This is a genomic window from Xenorhabdus hominickii, from assembly GCF_002632725.1.
GTDB lineage: Bacteria > Pseudomonadota > Gammaproteobacteria > Enterobacterales > Enterobacteriaceae > Xenorhabdus > Xenorhabdus hominickii.
Window position 1 is genome coordinate 1 of record NZ_NJAI01000021.1, and the last position, 2,749, is coordinate 2,749.

General features: G+C 41.9%; 5 protein-coding genes. 3 read left to right on the plus strand and 2 right to left on the minus strand.

What is annotated here, in order from left to right; genetic code table 11:
- Positions 1–108 precede the first annotated feature (108 nt).
- The 3 genes from Xhom_RS47300 (at position 109) to Xhom_RS24530 (ending at position 1,223) form a co-directional block, all read left to right on the plus strand.
- On the plus strand, positions 109–381 hold the full coding sequence (locus Xhom_RS47300; RefSeq protein WP_099140114.1) for a hypothetical protein: 273 nt from the start codon (positions 109–111) through the stop codon (positions 379–381).
- Positions 382–440: 59 nt separating this feature from the next.
- Positions 441–578 carry a hypothetical protein gene (locus Xhom_RS47305; RefSeq protein WP_099140115.1) on the plus strand — a complete coding sequence of 46 codons (138 nt, stop codon included), beginning with the start codon at positions 441–443 and terminating at the stop codon, positions 576–578.
- Between the two features lie 189 nt (positions 579–767).
- Complete coding sequence (locus tag Xhom_RS24530) at positions 768–1,223, plus strand: recombinase family protein (RefSeq protein ID WP_211287914.1); 456 nt, start codon at positions 768–770, stop codon at positions 1,221–1,223.
- 264 nt (positions 1,224–1,487) lie between these two features.
- Here the strand turns inward: Xhom_RS24530 and Xhom_RS24535 are convergent, their stop codons facing one another.
- Together Xhom_RS24535 and Xhom_RS24540 are read right to left on the minus strand one after the other, a co-directional pair.
- Positions 1,488–1,727 carry a hypothetical protein gene (locus Xhom_RS24535; RefSeq protein WP_038196541.1) on the minus strand — a complete coding sequence of 80 codons (240 nt, stop codon included), beginning with the start codon at positions 1,725–1,727 and terminating at the stop codon, positions 1,488–1,490.
- A 148-nt stretch (positions 1,728–1,875) separates the two neighbouring features.
- Positions 1,876–2,430 (minus strand): hypothetical protein, encoded by a 555-nt coding sequence (locus tag Xhom_RS24540; RefSeq protein ID WP_169928573.1) that lies wholly within the window; start codon positions 2,428–2,430, stop codon positions 1,876–1,878.
- Between the last annotated feature and the right edge of the window lie 319 nt (positions 2,431–2,749).

Below are 2,749 nucleotides of genomic sequence, written 5' to 3' on the forward strand. Positions count from 1 at the left end.
TGGGCAATAATATCAGTGGGATAATGCAGGCGTTTGAACGCTTTTCGGATAAGGGGCATATCGGATTCCATCCTGAGTTTTCCCAACGATAAACCAAAATGCACGTTAATGCGACAGAACCATTGGCATTCTATCCCATTCAATGGGAAACAAATTTATGGTTCAGATACAGAAATACACGCTGGATTGAATCACCCTATAAGGATGATTCAATCCAGCGCTGATTATGATGGTAAGCCCATTTTAATATTAACCGGCTCTCATGGTGATGAAATGGGATTTAATTGGGACGCCAATATCAATGGAGTGAGAAGTAGGGACTTGCGTGAGAAATTCTTTTTTCATGAAGACACAGGGGGTAGAAAAGGGGGGGGGGATTAGAAGAGGGGTTCATTTTAGTCAACCAATACACATTAAAGATATCAACCATTCGACGTATCATGAGATTCGCGGCATTATTCACTCCCCCCGATTATCATGTCATTTTTGGTTATTGTTTTGGTCGCAATGATCAAGCTTTGCGTTTTTATACACATACAGGCCCTGTAACAAGTTATATAGGTATACCGGAGAAGTAATTTACATTGTGTATTTGCCTGTTTTTAATCGGTTCATTCCAACAACAAAGCAGGCAAATTATAAACGAAAAGAAACTTAAGGCACGGGTTACCGAATGTATTTGCTAACAGATCTGGAGTTTATGGGGCTTGCAGCCCCATAAACTCCGGGCTAAATCACCATCAGGTTAATAAATACATCAGCAAAATATGAAGAGATGTTCATTTGATTATGACCCGAACCAGAACCCAATGAGAGTCACTTTCCTTAATATCATTGACGGCCGTTCTTTGCCCAGGACTTTATTGAGAGAAGAAAAACATGGTATTGATACCGCCGATATGATTCATCTGATCAAGGAATTCGATGAGATGGGGGTAGCCATACACTTTCTGGATGATGGGATCAACACAGAAGGGACAATGGGTAAGATGGTGGTCACCATTTTGTCAGCAGTGGCCCAGGCTGAACGTCAAAGAATATTGGAACGGACTAACGAGGGACGTTTGGAGGCCAAAGCGAAGGGGATTAAATTTGGCCGCAAACCCACAATAGACAAAGCTCAAGTTCGCAGCCTTCATCAGCAAGGTATCGGCGCAACAAATATATCGAGACAATTAAAAATAGCGCGTTCTACGGTCTATAAAATCCTCGTTACAACGTGACGTATCAGATTTTGGGGTTCTTCGGCGGAACCCGTAGAGCATGATTTTCGGGGCTTTGTTTTTTGGGCTTTTCAACCCTTCCTTCATCACCTTTTGGCGTGGTCTACCTGAAATTCTTTGCGTCTTGCAAACTTAGCGATGAAATCTATCACTACCAGTGCCTTTCTACAAGGCTGAGGCTCGGTAAACAGGACGGGCTAATCATAACTAAATTATTTACATTGATCCAGAATGAAGATCCAAAAAAAGGCGTTAGCTCTCAGTTCATTCAAATAACGCGAGCTGGGCGGCTTTAAAGCGCTCTATTTTCCCTTTGTACTCATCGCGTTCTTTCTCGGCCTTGTACAAAGCCGCTTTCAATCGGGCGATCTCTTTACAGTGTGGTTCGTAAGCCATCAGTGATTTGAGCAACGTCTGTGAGGCGCGTTTTTCCTGCAAAAACGTACCTACAGCCTCCAATGCTTCTTCATGTTCCTGTTGTGGCCTGACCGTTAATATCCCCATACATATACCTCAAATGGCTAAAAGTTTGAGGCTAGTTTTGCTTTCACGCCGGAATGCTATCATTTTTTGTCCAGCCGGTCGCTCCGGGGCGTAAAAAGTGATAGCAAACCTGGAAGGTACAGACCTTCCTGTTAGGTAACACTGCTAACTATTCTTGAAACAATTCCATCGGGAGCCTTCTTTTTAGATCTCGTAATGGGACAAAGGATGATGCCTGAATTTGTTTTTGCTCTTGAGCAGCAAAATGAGCTGGATTTTTCATGATTTTGCTATGCCATATGGTGTCCTGAAGAACAATTCCATTGAAATCTACTGGACTTCCCATAATCAAAGAACCTAGGGTGGATTCAGCTTCACCAATAGTGATAAATTCGCGTCCCTTTATAAGTCGATGAGGTAAATATTGGCTGAAGCCAGTAATCCAATCGTCAATTGTTCCATAAAATGGCCTCCATACTGAAAACTGACCCGCAGTGGGATCTATGATGATGGCTTGCCCCTTGATGCTTGCAACTACAGCATAATGATTTGCTGGCGTTAAATTAGAAAGCCCAGACCAGGTAAGTAAACCGATCACACGATAGGGTATGTTGCGTTGTGTCAGAAGCTCAACCACCCGTTTTGCACAAACGAGACATTTTCCATATGGATTACGGGAGTAATCCGCGATTTTGTAATCACTTACAATATAATCGATAACCACGATGTTTATTCTTTTATTAATGCTTTATATAAGCATTGGCATGAGATTTCACGCTATTTTTTGTACTGTTGGAGCCGTAATGAATCAACAGGTTATCAGTACACTGCTGTAGTGTGAGAAAAGGGCTTGGTAATATTTGTTAATCAACTGATTTATTACTAAATGACCATTTAAAGTAACCACTTAACGACGTTCACTGTTCCGTTGCTCCCCAAACCCCGATTTCTAAAGTGTCGAAGGCGATGAAATGGCCACTAAACCCCGTTAGCTAAATAACTACGCGATTAAAACTTCCGAAGGTAAGTTGATTATAACACTA

Coding starts and splice junctions, on each gene's coding strand:
- Xhom_RS47300 (WP_099140114.1), top strand. CDS start 109: ATGCGACAGAACCATTGGCATTCTATCCCATTCAATGGGAAACAAATT.
- Xhom_RS47305 (WP_099140115.1), top strand. CDS start 441: ATGAGATTCGCGGCATTATTCACTCCCCCCGATTATCATGTCATTTTT.
- Xhom_RS24530 (WP_211287914.1), top strand. CDS start 768: ATGAAGAGATGTTCATTTGATTATGACCCGAACCAGAACCCAATGAGA.
- Xhom_RS24535 (WP_038196541.1), bottom strand. CDS start 1,727: ATGGGGATATTAACGGTCAGGCCACAACAGGAACATGAAGAAGCATTG.